Genomic DNA, 14,735 nt, shown 5'->3' with positions numbered 1-14,735 from the left:
GGCCTGCCGCTGCATCGCCCGCCGACCCCGCCCCCGCCGCCGCACAGGCCGACGCCCTCCAGGTGCCCCGCGCCGCAGCGGACGACCCCTTCGGCGGCGTCACCTCAGCCCTCGACAACCTGCCGGCGAGCCTCCTCGGCACGGTGACCGGCATCCTCGACGGTGTCGCCGGCAGCCTCGGCGGCCTGCCCACGACGGACCTCCCGGCACCGGGGACGTTCCCGCGACGGGGGGAGCTCCCGGTGGCCCAGGACCCGGCGACCGGGGAACTGCCCGCCGCCGGAGAGCTCCCGGGCCTCGGTGACCTCCCCGCCCTCGGCGACCTGCCGGGGGCGGCCGGCCTCCCGGACCTTGCCGATCTCCCGGCGGCGGGCGACCTCCCCACCGCCGACCTACCCGCGGCCGACGTACCCACCGCCGAGGCCCCCGCGGCGGAGGTGACCGCGGCCGAGGTGGCCGGGACTTCCTGAGTGCAGCACGAGTACGCACAAAGCGCCGGCCGGTCGGGGCGTCAGCCCTCCGAGGGGCTCTTCTCGCGGTTCAGGTAGTTGTAGACGGTGAAGCGGCTGACGCCGAGGGCGCCGGCCACCGTCTCCACGCCGTGCCGCACGGAGAACGCGCCCCGCGACTCCAGCGTCCTGACGATCGACTGCTTGGTCCTGCGGTCCAGCTCGGCGAGCGGCCGGCCGTGCTGCCGCTCCAGCGCCGCGAGGATGTGGTCGAGGGAGTCCGCGAGCTGCGGAAGACGAACGGCGAGGACCTCCTCGCCCTCCCAGCTGAGTATGACGTCGTCCTCGGCGGCCTCGCCGGGCTCCATCAGTACACCGCCCATGGCGTCGACGAGCGGCTTCACGGCCTGGGCAAGGGCGTGGTCCAGGGCCGTCATCCCTCGCCCTCCACCACGTTGACCTGCAGGGAGACCCGGGTCGCGCCGTTCTCCAGCGCCGTGCGCAGCAGCGCGTCCACCGTGCCGAGGACCTGCTCCGCGCCGCCCTCCGCCGTGTTCCCGAACGGCCCGACGTCCACCGCGTCGAGTTCCGCCCCCTGCACGACCTCGCGCACCGCCACGGCGTGCGGCGGCGGCTCGTCCAGATCGAACGGCTCCGTCGTGAACTCCACTCTCAGTCGCACCATGCCTCCACGTTAGCCGCGGCCCGCGGGCCCCTGACCCATGCCCCGTGCCCGGCGGCCCGGCGGCCAGCGCTCGCCGCCGACGTCGTACGTCATGACGCGACGGACCCGCGGCGCTCGCGCGTAGAGCAAGGGAGACGAGCCCCGCCGGCCCGTGTTTCCGGCCCGGCGGCACAGGGAGGGGTCTGCATCATGACAGGACGCACACGCAGAGGCGTCAAGACGACGGCACTCGTCACCGCGGCCATGGCGGCACTCACCGCCTCGCAGGGACCGGGAGCCGCCGTCACGGCCGGGCAGCAGCGGTCGGCGCCGGACACGGCGGGTGACGGCGCCTACCGCACGGAACTCCCGCCGCTGCGGACACCCGAACCCGTCGCGGGTCCGGTCGCCGCGGACCCCGCCGCACCGACGGCCGGCTCTCTCCCGGCCACGGTGTTCGCCGCGTACCGGGCAGCGGAGACGGAACTCGCGCGCAGCGTCCCCGGCTGCGGTCTGCGCTGGCAGCTCCTCGCGGCGATCGGCCAGGTCGAGTCCGGGCAGGCGCGCGGCGGCCGGGTCACCGCCGACGGCGCCACGCTCTCGCCGATTCTCGGCCCGCGGCTGGACGGCGACGGCTTCGCGCTCATCAGGGACAGCGACGGCGGAAGGTACGACGGGGACACCGAGTACGACCGTGCCGTCGGGCCCATGCAGTTCATCCCCTCCACCTGGGCGTACTGGGGCGCCGACGGCAACGGCGACGGTCGCCACGACCCGCAGAACGTCTTCGACGCGGCACTCGCGGCCGGCCGCTATCTGTGCGCCGGCGGCCGGAACCTGTCCGACCCGAGTGATCTGGAGCGCTCGGTCCTCTCGTACAACCACTCCACCGCGTATCTGCGGACGGTGCTGGCCTGGTACACGTACTACCTCTCGGGGCACCGCGTCGTCCCCGACGCCGGCGGTGCCGTGGCGGAGTCCGCCGGCGCACCGGAACGCAGGGGCACGCCGGAGCAGCGAACGCCCCGCACGCCGACGCCGTCGCCCACCGCGGCGCCCACCACGCCCCGCCCTTCCGCCCCTGCCCCGGGCGCCCCTTCGCCCTCCCCCACCAAGAGCGCACCCGCCGGGGACCCGGAGCCCGCCGAACCCCTTCTGCCGCTCCCCACCCCCCGTCTGGAGCTGCCCGGCGACACCGTGCTGCCCGGCACCGGGGAGACGACCAGCAACGGAACGGACTCGATGAGCGCAGCCCCCTCCACAATTCCGGATACCGGGCGGTAATGTCGCCACCCGCCGGGCAGGGACGTCGTCCGGCGGGTGAGCGAAGGGGCCGTCATGGCTACGGAGATGCAGCCTGCCCAGCCCGACGGGACGGGCCGGGAGTCCCAGGAGCGCTGGCAGCGCGCCTGGAGCCACCGCGAGGACCTGCTGAGAGTGGCCCGCCGCAGGTCGCTCAGCCCCGAGGACGCAGAGGACGCCGTGCACGAGGCGATGCTGCGGGCCGCGGAGCACCCTCACCTGGACGACGAGCGGCTGGGCGCGTGGCTGACGACGGTGACGATGCGGCTGTGCGTGGACCGCCACCGCCAGGTCAACCGGGAGACACAGGTGCGCAGCAGCCCGCGGCTGCACCCGCCGGGCCCCGTACCCGTCGACGAGGCGGTCTGCGACCAGGCGGAGGCGCGGTGGCTCGCCAGGCGCAGCTCCGAGCTGCCCGCCCGCCAGGCGGAGGCCCTGTGGCTGAAGTCGGAGGACCTGGACGTCGGCCAGGTCGCCATCAAGATGGGCCTGAGCTACCGCACCGTGGAGTCCCTGCTCGCGCGCGCCCGTCGCACCCTGCGCAACTCGCTGGCGGCGACGCTCGGACTGGCGCTGTGGGTGTGCGGCCGCGGCCGGCCCGGCGGCGGGGGCAACGCGCCGGCGGTGGCGCTCGCGTCGACGGCCGCGACGCTGGCGGTGGCGGGCTTCGTCCTGCCGTACGTCCATGACGACGGCGGCGCCGGTCCGCGTCCCGCGCCCGCCGTGACGGAAGCGGGCGAGTCCCACGCGCCGGTCCGGGGCCGCGACGCCGTGCCGGGCGGCGGTGCGTCCTCTTCCGCCGGCCCGGCACCGGGCCGGTCTCCGGGCGCGCCCCGGTCGGCCGGCGAACTCGGCCTGCCGCTGCCGGCGCTGTCCGACGTGCCGCTGCCGGCGCTGCCGCTGTCGACGGCGCCGGTCACCGGGCTGCCGGTACCGGACGCCTCCGGGGTCCCGTTGCCGTCGTTGCCGCCGTTGCCGTCGGCGTCCGTGGGGACGCCGGAACTGCCGCCGTTGCCGTCGGCGTCGGTGCCCGCCGTGCCCACCGTGCCCACCGACCCTTCGCTCCGGCTGCCGGCCGAGCCGACGGCCCCGCCGGTGCCCTCGCTGCCCGGGGCTCCCACGCAGCCGTAGCGCGCGGGCGGGGCGGTCGGCACCTGCCGGGCTTGCCCCCACCCGCCCCTTCCCGAAACCGGAGGGGTTCCACCCCCCGGCCCCCCGCGCCTCAAACTCCCCCTACGGCCTGGCGGCCGTGGGAGGCACCCCCAGCGGGGCTGGAACTTGCCGGTCTCGTCAAGGCTCCGCCCCGAACGCCGCGCCTCAAACTCGCCCTACGGCCTGGCGGGCGTGGGAGGTACCCCCAGCGAGGCTGTATTTCGCTCCCGCCCGCGGGCAGATGGGCCCCGCAGCGGCACATCAAGCCCGGCTTGGAAGTACTCCCCCTACACCTGGCGGCGTGGGGGGTACCCCACCCACGGCCGTCAGGCCGTAGCGGGAGATCGAGGCCATCGCGCGAAGCGTGGCATTGGGGCCCGGGGCAAAAGCCCCGGGACGCGCGCCCGCAGGGAGGACCGGGGCCGGGCGAAGCCCCCACCCGCGGGGCAGACCGTGCCCAGGGCAGAGACCCGAACGCTGCGCGAAGCGCGGTCCGGGCCCGGGGCAGAGCCGCGAACACCGCCCGCAGGGCGGACCGGGTCCGGGGCGGAGCCCCGGTTTCGGGAAGGGGTGGGGCGGGGTGGGGGACGCTCCGCGCAGCGGACGCGCGCCCCCTCACCCGCCGACCCGCCCCCGAAACCCGCCCGCAAAAAAACTTCGTCCCGCAGCGACGGACCGCGCTCCCCTCCCCGTAGAGCACATGTCGGACCGCTCCACGGCTGAAGGGTGTACCGGATGGGTGTCGAGATCTGTGTGGAAGGGCTCACCAAGTCCTTCGGGCAGCAGGTCATCTGGCAGGACGTCTCGCTGACCCTGCCCGCCGGTGAGGTGTCCGTCATGCTCGGGCCGTCCGGCACGGGGAAGTCCGTCTTCCTCAAGACGCTCGTCGGGCTGCTGAAGCCCGAGCGCGGGTCGATCCGCATCGCGGGGCAGGACATCACCGCCCTGCGCGAGCACGAGCTCTACGACGTGCGGAAGCTGTTCGGCGTGCTGTTCCAGGACGGCGCGCTGTTCGGGTCGATGAACCTCTACGACAACATCGCCTTTCCGCTCCGCGAGCACACCCGCAAGCCGGAGAGCGAGATCCGGCGCATCGTGCTCGAGAAGATGGACATGGTCGGTCTGATCGGCGCGGAGGACAAGCTGCCGGGCGAGATATCCGGCGGTATGCGCAAGCGCGCCGGGCTCGCCCGTGCGCTCGTGCTCGACCCGGAGATCATTCTCTTCGACGAGCCGGACTCGGGCCTCGACCCGGTTCGCGTGGCGTATCTGAACCAGCTGATCGTGGATCTCAACGCGCAGATCGACGCGACGTTCCTGATCGTCACGCACGACATCGCCTCCGCCCGCCAGGTGCCGGACAACATCGGGCTGCTGTTCCGGCGCGAGCTGGTGATGTTCGGGCCCCGGGAGGAGCTGCTGACCAGCGACGAACCGGTGGTACGGCAGTTCCTGAACGGGCGGATGCAGGGGCCGATCGGCATGGCGGAGGAGAAGGACGCCGCGCAGGTCGAGCAGGAGTTGCAGCAGCTGGGTGCGGACCGGGACGGCGGCGCGGCCGGCACACCGGAGATGACGCCGCGGCTGCTGCCCACCGAGGGCGTCGAACGGCCGCCCCGCTGGGAGGCGATCGCCGAACGCGAGAACCTGCGGCGAGTGCGTGCCTCGGTGCGCGAGAGGACGGGTGGCGCATGAGCCTGTCACCCACTGGGGCGCTGCGGCACTCCGGCAGCCTGTTCGCCATGGGGCTCGATGTCCTGCGGACCATCCCCAAGCGGCCCTTCCAGATGCGGGAGTTCATCCAGCAGGCGTGGTTCGTCGCGAGTGTGACGATCCTGCCGACGGCGCTGGTGTCGATCCCGTTCGGAGCGGTGATCGCGTTGCAGATCGGCAGTCTGACGCGGCAGCTCGGCGCGCAGTCGTTCTCCGGCGCGGCTTCGGTTCTGGCGGTGCTGCGCGAGGCGTCGCCGATCGTGACGGCGCTGCTCATCGCGGGTGCGGGTGGCACGGCCATCTGCGCGGATCTCGGCGCGCGCAAGATCCGCGAGGAGATCGACGCGATGCAGGTGCTGGGCATCGACCCGATCCACCGCCTGGTGGTGCCGAGGGTGCTGGCCACGATGCTGGTGGCGGTGCTGCTCAACGGTCTGGTGTCGGTGGTGGGCGTGGCCGGCGGCTACTTCTTCAACGTGGTCTTGCAGAACGGCACACCGGGCGCGTATCTCGCCTCGTTCACGACGCTCGCCCAGCTGTCCGATCTGTGGGCGGCGGAGCTGAAGGCGCTCGTCTTCGGGGCGATCGCGGCGATCGTCGCCTCGTACAAGGGGCTGACCGCGAAGGGCGGCCCGAAGGGGGTCGGCGACGCGGTGAACCAGTCGGTGGTCATCACCTTCATGTTGCTGTTCGTGACGAACTTCGTGATGACGGCCGTGTACTTCCAAATCGTTCCGCAGAGGGGCTGAGCGATGCCGCTGATGAACCGTCTGCTGCCACCGCAGCTGGAGGAGCTGGGCAGGCAGCTGTCGTTCTACGGCCGCTCGCTGGCCTGGACCGGCCGTACGCTGCGCCGCTACAAGAAGGAGATCCTGCGGCTGCTCGCGGAGGTGAGCTTCGGCCGCGGCGCGCTCGCCGTCGTCGGCGGCACCGTGGGTGTGATCGCGTTCCTGTCGTTCTTCACCGGCACCGAGGTCGGTCTGCAGGGCTACGCGGCGCTCAACCAGCTGGGCACGTCGAACTTCGTGGCGTTCCTCTCGGCGTATTTCAACACCCGCGAGATCGCCCCGCTGGTGGCGGGCCTCGCCCTGTCCGCGACGGTCGGCGCCGGGTTCACCGCGCAGCTGGGCGCGATGCGGATCAGCGAGGAGACCGACGCGCTGGAGGTCATGGGCGTCCCGTCGCTGCCGTTCCTGGTGACGACGCGGATGATCGCCGGGTTCGTGGCCGTGATCCCGCTGTACGTGGTGGGGCTGCTGTCCTCGTACTTCGCGGCCCGCACGATCACCACCGGCTACTACGGGCAGTCGGCCGGCACCTACGACCACTACTTCCAGCAGTATCTGCCACCGGTGGACGTGCTCTGGTCGTTCGGCAAGGTGATCGTCTTCGCCGTCGTGATCATCCTGGTGCACTGCTACTACGGCTACTACGCGAGCGGCGGGCCGGCCGGTGTGGGTGTGGCCGTGGGACGTGCGGTGCGCACCTCGATCGTGGCGATCAACATTCTCGACTTCTTCCTCAGTCTGGCGATCTGGGGCGCCAACACGACCGTACGGATAGCGGGGTAGGGCCGATGGGGATACAAGGAGGCGCCGCGGCGCACAGCGGCCGGCTGCGGCTGTACGGGCTGGTGTTCCTCGTCGTGATCGCGCTGCTGCTGTCGCTGTCCGTGGCCGTCTACCAGCAGGTGTTCACCGCGGCCGTGCGCATCACGCTGGAGGCGGACACGCTGGGCAACCAGCTCGACCCGCGGGCCGACGTCAAGCTGCGCGGGCTGCTGGTCGGCGAGGTGCGCGCGGTGCGGGCCGACGGGGAGAAGGCGACGCTCGACATCGCGCTGAAGCCGGAGCACGTGGAGCGGATCCCGGCCGACGTCCAGGCGCGGCTGCTGCCGAAGACGCTGTTCGGTGAGAAGTTCGTCGACCTGGTGGAGCCGCCCGGTTCGTCCGGCAGGCACATCCGGGCCGGTGACGTGATCACCCAGGACCGCACCAGGGCCGGCATCGAGGTGCAGCACCTGATGAACGACCTGCTTCCGCTGCTGCGCACCGTCCGGCCGGCGGAGCTGAACGCCACGCTGACCGCGTTCGCCACGGCTCTGGAGGGGCGCGGTGACCGGATCGGCGACAACATGGTCCGGCTGGAGCGTTATCTGAGCGAGCTCAACCCCCATATGCCGGGTCTGCAGGAGGACATCTCCCGCTTCGCCGACGTGGCCGAGGTGTACGGGGACGCGGCCCCCGACCTGATGAACGTCCTGCGCAACTCCGTCACGACGAGCCGCACGATCGTGGAGAAGCGCGAGCAGCTGGCCGCGGCCCTGACGGGCACCACGAAGGTCGCGGGCACGGCGGAGCGGTTCTTCGACGACAACGGCGAACGGCTGATCACCCTGGGGCGGGTCTCCCGCCCGACACTCGACCTCTTCGCCCGCTACTCCCCCGAGTACCCGTGTCTGCTGGCCGGCCTCGAGCGTCAGAGCCGCGAGTCGGAGAAGGCGTTCCGGGGCGGGGAGATGCGCATCACCCTCGAATTCGTCCATCCGCGACCCGCGTACCGACCCGGTGAGGAACCGCGCTATGCCGAGCGCTCCGGCCCCAACTGCAGAAGTGTCCCCAACCCCCCTGTCCCCGGTGGTCACACCAAGCTCGACGACGGGACGAAGGACGTCGCTGCCGGCGGGCCCGGCAGCGGCTCCGTCTCCGCGACGGCCGCAGAGCAGCGGGCGGTCGGCTCGCTGGTCGCACCGGTTCTCGGGGTGCCTGCCGACCGGGTGCCCGCGGTGGCGACGCTGCTCTTCGGGCCCATGGCTCGCGGGACGGCGGTGAGCGTCGCATGAAGGCGTCACGAGCCACCGCGACCGCGGCCCCGCTGGTCAAGTTCCTTCTCTTCGCCGTGGTGACGATCCTGGCGACGACGCTGCTCGCGGCGACGATCGTCAACATCTCCTTCACTCCGGAGCACACCTACCGGGCGGTGTTCAGCGATGTCACCAGCCTGGAGGAGGGCGACGACATCCGGGTCGCCGGCGTCCGCGTCGGCGAGGTCGAGGACATCCGCATCAAGGACCGGACGCTGGCGGAGGTGACGTTCAGCGTCACCCAGGAACGGCCGCTGCTGACCAGCACCGGGGCGGTCATCCGCTACCGGAGCCTGGTCGGCCAGCGTTACGTGGCCCTCACCGAGGGCGCGGGCGACGGGACGAAGCTGAAGCCGGGCGCGACGATCCCGCTGTCGCGCACGCAGCCGGCGCTCGACCTCAACGCGCTGCTGGGCGGGTTCAAGCCGCTGTTCGCGGCGCTCAGTCCCGAGGACGTCAACCAGCTCGCCACGGAGATCATCAAGACGCTCCAGGGCGAGGGCGGGACGGTCAACAGCCTGCTGGCGCACACCGCGTCGCTGACGACGACACTGGCCGACCGGGACGAGCTGATCGGATCGGTGATCGCCAACCTCAACACCGTGCTGTCGACGCTCGACAAGCGCGGCGCCCGGTTCTCCGGGCTGATCGAGCAGTTGCAGCGGCTGATCTCCGGGCTGTCCGCCGACCGGAAGCCGATCGGCTCCTCGCTGGAGAACATCGGCTCACTGACCGAGGCGACGTCCGGTCTGCTCGAGGACGCCCGGCCGCCGCTGCGGGACGACCTCGCCGAGCTGACCGATCTCACCAAGACCCTGAACGACAACGAGAAGACCGTGGAGGGCGTGCTGAAGCGTCTGCCGAACAAGCTCAACAAGCTGACCCGGACCGCGTCGTACGGCTCCTGGTTCAACTTCTACCTCTGCGACTTCGACGGCCGGATCGTGCTGCCGAAGACCCGCGAGGTGATCACCCCGGAGCTGCATGTGGCGCGGGCGAGGTGCGGCGGATGAGAACTCGACTCCTTCCACGGACGACACCGTTCCGCGAGCGGAATCCGGTGGTGATCGGTGCGGTCGGCATCACCAGCCTCGCGCTGCTCACCGCGGTCGCGTTCAACGCCGACAGCCTGCCGGTGATCGGCAACGGCGAGGCGTACAGCGCGGCCTTCTCCGAGGCCGGCGGCCTCAAGCCGGGCGACGAGGTGCGCATCGCCGGGGTCAAGGTCGGCAAGGTGGACGAGGTCGATCTGGACGGCGACCATGTGAAGGTCACGTTCCGGATCAAGGGCGACCCGCACTTCGGCACCGGCACCGGCGCGTCCATCCGGATCAAGACGATCCTGGGTGCCAAGTACCTGGCGCTGCAGCCGAAGGGACCGGGGCAGTTGCCGCCCGGCAGCGAGATCCCGCTGGAACGGACGACTCCGGCGTACGACGTCGTCCAGGCCTTCAGCGATCTGACGACCACCACCGAGCAGGTCGACACGGAGCGGCTCGCGAAGGCGCTGGACACCGTCTCGGCCACGTTCGAGGACTCTCCGGAGGAGGTGCGGGCCTCCATCAAGGGGCTGTCGGAAATCTCGAAGACGGTCGCCAAGCGGGACGAGGACCTGCGCGAGCTGCTGAAGCACGCCAACTCCGTGACCAAGGTCCTCTCGGAGCGCTCCGGTGAGTTCACCACCCTCGTGAAGGACGGCGACAAGCTGTTCAAGGAGATCTCGCGGCGCCGGGAGGCCATCCACACGCTGCTCAAGAGCTCGGCGGCCCTCGGTGTGCAGCTCTCCGGCCTGGTCGCGGACAACGAGAAGGAGATCGGGCCGGCGCTGAAGGGGCTGAACCAGGTGGTGCGGATGCTGGAGCGCAACCAGGCCAGTCTCGACCGCAGCGTCGCCCTGCTCGCGCCGTACGTGCGGGTGTTCACCAACACCCTCGGCAACGGCCGCTGGTTCGACAGCTACATCCAGAACATGGTCGCCGCCCCGGTGGTCCCCCGGACAGGAGACTCGCGATGAAGGGCCTCATCCGCTTCGCCCCGAAGGGCCGCCCCGCCCGGCTGATCGCGTTCGCCGTGGTGTCGGTGCTGGTCGTCTGCGCGGCGGTGGTGCTGTGGCCGCGTGCCGAACCGGTGCGTGTCACCGCCTACTTCCCCCGCACGGTGGGCATCTATCCCGGCTCGGACGTGCGGGTGCTCGGCGTCCGCGTCGGCGAGGTCACCGAGATCGTCCCCGAGGGCGGCCGGGTGCGTGTGGAGCTCGAGTACGAGCCCGGGCGCAAGATCCCCGCCGACGCCAAGGCGGCGATCATCAACTCCTCGGTCGTCAGTGACCGTTACGTGCAGATGCTGCCGGTCTACAAGAACGGGCCGGTGATGCGCGACGGCGCGGTGATCCCCGAGAGCCGCACCGCCGTGCCGGTCGAGCTCGACCGTGTCTTCAAGAGCCTGCACACCACGGCGGAGGCGCTCGGCCCGAAGGGCGCCAACAAGGACGGCTCGCTCTCCCGGCTGCTGGGCGTGAGCGCCGACAACCTCGACGGCCAGGGCGAGCAGCTCCACCGGACGGTGGAGGACCTGTCCCAGGCGGTCACCACCCTGTCCGACGGCCGGCAGGACCTGTTCGGCACCGTACGCAATCTGCAGGTGTTCACCGCGGCGCTCGCGGCGGACGACAAGAGCGTGCGGTCGTTCAACGACAGTCTCGCCGCGGTCGCCGACCAGCTGGCCGGGGAGCGCAAGGACCTCGCGGCGGCACTCAAGCACCTGGGCGTGGCGCTCGGTGACGTCTCCAGGTTCGTGAAGAACAACAAGAAGTCGCTGACCGACGACATCGAGGGGCTCAGCAAGGTCACCAAGGTCCTGGTCACCCAGCGGGCCGCGCTGGCGGAGCTGCTGGAGGTCGCGCCGACGGGCCTGTCGAACCTGCAGAACGCCTACAACCCGTCCTCCGGCACCCTCGACACCCGCAACAACCCCGACCACCCGCAGGACCCGGCCGCGCTGCTGTGCTCCCTGCTGAAGACGACCGGTGACGCCGGGGGCAAGAACCCCGACTGCGCGGAGCTGGAGAAGCTGTTCGAGTCGCTGCCGGAGGTGTCCGGCACCGCACCGGTGTCGGGGACCGGCGGGATCGACCGGACGCTCGGCGGAATCCTGGAGGCCCGCGCATGAGTGCACCCCGGAGGCACAGGGCCGTGGCCCTGGTGACGGCCATGGGTTCCGTGCTGCTCACCGGCTGCGACTTCAACGGCCTGTACGACGTGGACCTGCCGGGCGGCGCGGCCGCCGACGGCAACGCGTACCACGTGACGGCCGAGTTCAGGGACGTCCTCGACCTGGTCCCGCAGTCCGCGGTGAAGGTCAACAACGTCACCGTGGGCGCCGTGGAGAAGGTGGAGCTGGTGGGCTGGCACGCGCGGGTGCGGCTGCGCATCGCGGACGATGTGAAGCTGCCCGCCAACGCGGTCGCCGATCTGCGGCAGACCAGCATGCTCGGCGAGAAGTACGTCTCCCTGTCGCCGCCGGCGGGCATCGAGCCCAGCGGGCGGCTCACCGACGGCGACCGCATCCCGCTCTCGCGCACCGGACGCAACCCGGAGATCGAGGAGGTGCTCTCCGCCCTGTCCGCGCTGTTGAACGGCGGCGGCGTGGCACAGCTCAAGACGATCACCGTGGAGTTGAACAAGGCGCTGGAGGGCCGGGAGAACCGGGTGAAGGAGCTGCTCGGCGAACTGGACACGTTCATCGGCGGGCTCGACAAGCAGCGCAAGGAGATCGTGCGGGCGCTGAAGGGCATCGACCGGCTGGCGAAGCGGCTCGCGGCGGAGAAGAAGACGATCGCCCAGGCCGTCGACACCATTCCCGGCGCGCTGAAGGTGCTGGCCGACCAGCGCCGCGACCTGACGGCGATGCTGACCTCGCTCTCGGATCTGGGGAAGACGGGCACAAAGGTGATCAACGCCTCGCGCGCCGACACGGTGGCCAATCTCAAGAGCCTGCGGCCGATCCTGCAACAGCTGAACAAGGCCGGCAGTGATCTCCCCAACTCGCTGGAGCTCCTGACGACCTATCCGTTCCCGCGGAACGTGACCGACGCCATCAAGGGCGACTACGTCAACCTCAAGATCACCGCGGATCTGGACCTCGCGAGCATCTACGGCAACCTCGCCGAGGAACCGGAGAAGCCCGGCGCCCCCGACGCGCCGGAACTGCCGGAGGTGCCGGACGTGCCCGGTCTGCCGGAGGCACCGGACCTGCCGGGCGTTCCCACGCCCCCGGCCCTTCCCGGGACCCCCGGCACGCCGACGCCGGGCACGTCGCCGCCGTCCGGCGGCGGGGGGCCGCTGTGCCCGCCGGTGTGCACCAGCAGTCACGCCTCCTACGGCGGCACCTACGGCGACGGCCGCCGGCTGCCCGCCGGGATCGACCTCGAACTGGCCGAGTTGCTGCTGAAGGGGATACAGCCGTGATCACACGTACGGTCAGGGTCCAGCTGGCCGCCTTCGCCGCCGTCACCGCGGTCGGCGTGTCCTACGTCGGCGCCCGCTACACCGGCCTCGTCGACGCCCTGCTGGACCGCGGCTACACGGTGCGGGCCGACTTCGCCGACTCGGGCGGCATCTTCGAGGGCGCCGAGGTCACCTACCGGGGAGTGCCGGTGGGCCGGGTGGGCGAGCTGCGGCTCGCCGGCGCGGACGGGGTCTCGGTGGCGCTGGACATCGAGGACGACACGCAGATACCCGCGGACACGCTGGCCGTGGTGGCGAACCGTTCGGCGGTCGGCGAGCAGTACGTCGACCTGCAGCCGCGCCGCTCCGACGGACCGTATCTGGAGGAGGGCAGCACCATCGCCCGCGCCGACACCAGGGTCCCGCTGCCCACGACGGCGCCCATCCTCAGCCTGGACCGGCTGGTGAAATCCGTCGGGAAGGACGATCTGCGGGTCACGGTCGACGAGCTCGGCAAGGCCTTCGCCGGCACCGGGCCGCATCTGAGCAAACTGGTGGACTCCGGAAACCTGCTGATCGAGTCCGCCTCCAGGGACCTGCCGGAGACGATCTCGCTGATCGAGGACTCGCGCACGGTGCTGAAGACCCAGAGCGACAAGGGCTCGGCGATCAAGTCGTTCTCCGACGACCTGGCCGCGCTGACCGCCGAGTTGAAGGCGTCCGACGGTGATCTGAGGCGGCTGGTCGGCAACACCGCCCCGGCGGCGCAGGAGGTGAACTCGCTGCTGAAGGCGAACGAGAAGCACCTGCCGGTGCTGCTGGCCAACCTGATCAGCGGCGGGCAGGTGACGGTGGCCCGGCTCCCCGGGGTGGAACAGGCGCTGGTGACGTTCCCGGTGATCGTCGCCGGCAGCTACACCGTGATCCCGGGCGACGGCACCACCCACTTCGGCATGGTCGTGAACGCCGACGACCCGCCGCCGTGCCGCCAGGGCTACGGGACCCAGCGGCGCGACCCGGCGGACACCTCGGACCGGCCGGCGAACACCGGCGCGCGCTGCACCGAGCCGCGGGGCAGCGAAACCTCGGTCCGCGGCGCCCAGAACGCGCCGGGCCCCTCGGGGTCCGGCGGCGCGCGCCAGGCGGCGCACGTCACCCCGTACGACCCGGAGACCGGCATCTTCGCCGGGCCGGGCGGCACGCTCGTCGAGATCGGCTCGACGGGCGGCGAACAGAGCACGTTCGGAAAGGACTCGTGGCAATGGCTGCTCGTGGGACCGATGGCATGAGCGCGGACAGCGCACGCGAGGACACGGCACGCGAGGACGGCGCACATCCAGCCTCGCCGGCGTTTGAGCCGCGGGGTTCGGGGCGCAGCCCCGACGAGGGCAGCGCGCGGGAGGGCGCGCCCGAGGAGAGTGTCCTCAGGGGCACGGCCGCGGGGGACACCACGCCCGTGGACGCGGCACGCGACGACGGCGCACCGGACGGCGCTGCGCCCGAGGAGACGGCACGGGACGACAGCGCGCCTGAGGGCACCGCGTCCGACGACGACGCCCCCGAAGGGGCGACGCGGCGGCCCGGGGCCCTGGCGGCGCTGCGGCGGATCGGCGGCAGGACGGCCGCGGCCGCGCGGCGCGGCAGGGCACTGCCGGCCGCGCTCGCCGTGGCGACCGTCGCGGTCACGGCGCTCAGCGGCTGGCTGTGCGTCGAGGTGTACGAGCAGCGCGCGGAGGCCGAGCGGCACCAGGACATCCTGGCCGCCGCCCGCCAGTCGGCGCTGAACTTCACCTCGCTCGACTACCGGCACTACGACCGGGACAGCAAGAACGTGCTCAAGGGAGCGACCGGCGAGTTCAAGGAGCAGTTCTCCGCCCAGACCGAGGAGTTGACCAAGCTCGTCGCCGCGAACAAGTCCGTCTCCGAGGGACAGGTGCTCGAGGCGGGCATCGCCAGGTCCGACGAGCGCTCCGCGCGGGTCCTGGTCGTCGCCGACAGCAAGGTGACCAACACCGCCGCGCCCGAGGGGCAGGCCCGCACCTACCGGCTCCAGCTGGACCTGGTGCTCGAGCGGGGCCGCTGGCTGACGTCGAATGTCGAGTTCGTCGGCTGACCCGGCGGCGTCCCGAGCACACCCGTACCAGAAA

Annotated in this window: 15 protein-coding genes; 13 read left to right on the top strand and 2 right to left on the bottom strand. The window is 71.8% G+C overall.

What is annotated here, in order from left to right; translation table 11 throughout:
* The first annotated feature begins 62 nt into the window (after positions 1-62).
* A complete protein-coding gene (locus OGH68_RS30100; RefSeq protein WP_264248364.1) occupies positions 63-470 on the top strand; it encodes a hypothetical protein in 408 nt (135 codons plus the stop codon).
* 41 nt (positions 471-511) lie between these two features.
* On the opposite strand, the gene OGH68_RS30095 is transcribed toward OGH68_RS30100, so the two are convergent.
* The gene (locus tag OGH68_RS30095; protein WP_264248362.1) at positions 512-886 is read right to left on the bottom strand and encodes a helix-turn-helix domain-containing protein; all 375 of its coding nucleotides are present in this window, start codon (positions 884-886) and stop codon (positions 512-514) included.
* On the bottom strand, positions 883-1,131 hold the full coding sequence (locus OGH68_RS30090; RefSeq protein ID WP_264250358.1) for a hypothetical protein: 249 nt from the start codon (positions 1,129-1,131) through the stop codon (positions 883-885). Before OGH68_RS30090 ends, OGH68_RS30095 begins: the two co-directional genes overlap by 4 nt.
* A gap of 192 nt (positions 1,132-1,323) precedes the next feature.
* Between OGH68_RS30090 and OGH68_RS30085 the strand changes: the two genes are divergently transcribed.
* The 12 genes from OGH68_RS30085 to OGH68_RS36510 all read left to right on the top strand — a co-directional run bounded on the left by OGH68_RS30085 (position 1,324) and on the right by OGH68_RS36510 (position 14,701).
* Positions 1,324-2,397, top strand: a complete 1,074-nt coding sequence (locus tag OGH68_RS30085) for a lytic transglycosylase domain-containing protein (RefSeq protein ID WP_264248361.1) — start codon at positions 1,324-1,326, stop codon at positions 2,395-2,397.
* A gap of 54 nt (positions 2,398-2,451) precedes the next feature.
* Positions 2,452-3,546 (top strand): RNA polymerase sigma factor, encoded by a 1,095-nt coding sequence (locus tag OGH68_RS30080; RefSeq protein ID WP_264248359.1) that lies wholly within the window; start codon positions 2,452-2,454, stop codon positions 3,544-3,546.
* A gap of 756 nt (positions 3,547-4,302) precedes the next feature.
* Complete coding sequence (locus OGH68_RS30075; RefSeq protein ID WP_264248357.1) at positions 4,303-5,262, top strand: ABC transporter ATP-binding protein; 960 nt, start codon at positions 4,303-4,305, stop codon at positions 5,260-5,262.
* Entirely contained in the window at positions 5,259-6,029 is a 771-nt protein-coding gene (locus OGH68_RS30070) for an MlaE family ABC transporter permease (protein ID WP_264248355.1), read from the top strand. The genes OGH68_RS30075 and OGH68_RS30070 overlap by 4 nt, the downstream gene beginning before the upstream one ends.
* 3 nt (positions 6,030-6,032) lie before the next feature.
* A complete protein-coding gene (locus tag OGH68_RS30065) occupies positions 6,033-6,851 on the top strand; it encodes an MlaE family ABC transporter permease (protein ID WP_264248352.1) in 819 nt (272 codons plus the stop codon).
* Positions 6,852-6,856: 5 nt separating this feature from the next.
* Positions 6,857-8,122 carry an MCE family protein gene (locus OGH68_RS30060; RefSeq protein WP_264248350.1) on the top strand — a complete coding sequence of 422 codons (1,266 nt, stop codon included), beginning with the start codon at positions 6,857-6,859 and terminating at the stop codon, positions 8,120-8,122.
* Complete coding sequence (locus tag OGH68_RS30055; protein WP_264248348.1) at positions 8,119-9,156, top strand: MCE family protein; 1,038 nt, start codon at positions 8,119-8,121, stop codon at positions 9,154-9,156. Before OGH68_RS30060 ends, OGH68_RS30055 begins: the two co-directional genes overlap by 4 nt.
* Positions 9,153-10,157 carry an MCE family protein gene (locus OGH68_RS30050; RefSeq protein WP_264248346.1) on the top strand — a complete coding sequence of 335 codons (1,005 nt, stop codon included), beginning with the start codon at positions 9,153-9,155 and terminating at the stop codon, positions 10,155-10,157. Before OGH68_RS30055 ends, OGH68_RS30050 begins: the two co-directional genes overlap by 4 nt.
* Positions 10,154-11,311, top strand: a complete 1,158-nt coding sequence (locus tag OGH68_RS30045) for an MCE family protein (protein WP_264248344.1) — start codon at positions 10,154-10,156, stop codon at positions 11,309-11,311. The genes OGH68_RS30050 and OGH68_RS30045 overlap by 4 nt, the downstream gene beginning before the upstream one ends.
* Positions 11,308-12,609: an MCE family protein gene (locus OGH68_RS30040; protein ID WP_264248342.1), complete on the top strand. Its 1,302-nt coding sequence runs from the start codon at positions 11,308-11,310 to the stop codon at positions 12,607-12,609. Before OGH68_RS30045 ends, OGH68_RS30040 begins: the two co-directional genes overlap by 4 nt.
* The gene (locus tag OGH68_RS30035; RefSeq protein WP_264248341.1) at positions 12,606-13,877 is read left to right on the top strand and encodes an MCE family protein; all 1,272 of its coding nucleotides are present in this window, start codon (positions 12,606-12,608) and stop codon (positions 13,875-13,877) included. The genes OGH68_RS30040 and OGH68_RS30035 overlap by 4 nt, the downstream gene beginning before the upstream one ends.
* On the top strand, positions 13,874-14,701 hold the full coding sequence (locus OGH68_RS36510) for a hypothetical protein (RefSeq protein WP_413471049.1): 828 nt from the start codon (positions 13,874-13,876) through the stop codon (positions 14,699-14,701). The genes OGH68_RS30035 and OGH68_RS36510 overlap by 4 nt, the downstream gene beginning before the upstream one ends.
* The last annotated feature ends 34 nt before the right edge of the window (positions 14,702-14,735 follow it).

It is taken from the genome of Streptomyces peucetius, assembly GCF_025854275.1.
GTDB lineage: Bacteria > Actinomycetota > Actinomycetes > Streptomycetales > Streptomycetaceae > Streptomyces > Streptomyces peucetius_A.
Note: the sequence above shows the minus strand (reverse complement) of the source record. Positions and strands in the feature narration are given on the sequence as shown.